Source organism: Paenibacillus sp. E194 (assembly GCF_000935845.1).
Lineage (GTDB): Bacteria > Bacillota > Bacilli > Paenibacillales > Paenibacillaceae > Paenibacillus_B > Paenibacillus_B alvei_B.
In genome coordinates this window covers 1-743 of sequence record NZ_JMDX01000533.1, presented here as the reverse complement: position 1 = coordinate 743, position 743 = coordinate 1, and the positions used below count along the sequence as shown (strand labels likewise).

1 protein-coding gene is annotated in these 743 nt (G+C 47.2%); it reads right to left on the bottom strand.

Annotated elements, in window-relative coordinates:
• Positions 1 to 47 precede the first annotated feature (47 nt).
• The coding region (locus AZ66_RS29410; protein WP_231587111.1) for an erythromycin esterase family protein at positions 48 to 743 on the bottom strand (696 nt) is incomplete at its 5' end.

Sequence of the window (743 nt, the reverse complement as noted above, 5' to 3'; positions counted from 1 at the left end):
TGCCTTGCCGCTGTTCATATAGAGCCCGACTACATAAGCTTTATCCTTCAGCTTCTTATCGGAGCAGTTCGCCCATGCTGGTGAACGCTGCCGATCCATTTTCCTTGCTCTTTGGTCTGAATCTTAGATGTATTCTTCGCTAAATGATCGTTATGTGCCCATAAAATCACTTTTTTGCCGGGATACATTACCTTCATTAGCCATTCGACGTTGTCAGCCATAATCCGGTCACGGAATTCATAGCTTTCCTTCGTATTGTACATCCCCATCTCGATGAACTTCACTCGATCCCCTAGCGTCTTGATTGCAATATCCACCATATGCGGGTTGGATGGATAAGCTGCTGCGAGCTCCTTCTTGTGCTCTTGGATGAATTGGATCAAGGCGTTGTATTTCGGTTCGTACGTTTCCTTGACCTTCTTAACGGCAGCCTTTGCCTCTGGATGGCCGTCTTCCATGCCATATTCATTAAGTACCTTGTACAGATCCGTCATGGCTTGCATCTCGAAGTTGAAATACTGCTGACCTTGATCCTTGTCCACCTTGGCAATCCAACCGGCAATAAACTGAGTGAGATAGCCCGAAGTGAATTGCATGTCATACCCTGCGAGATGGAGCGGGTTGTTGGTTCCCTGCTGCTTCTTGATGTATTCGAATAGATTCAGCGTCTCCTTGGAGTGCCAGATCGGGAATATCGAATGCTGCATCATCTCTTTCGGGGTCAAGTTGCGGGCATTCTCGTT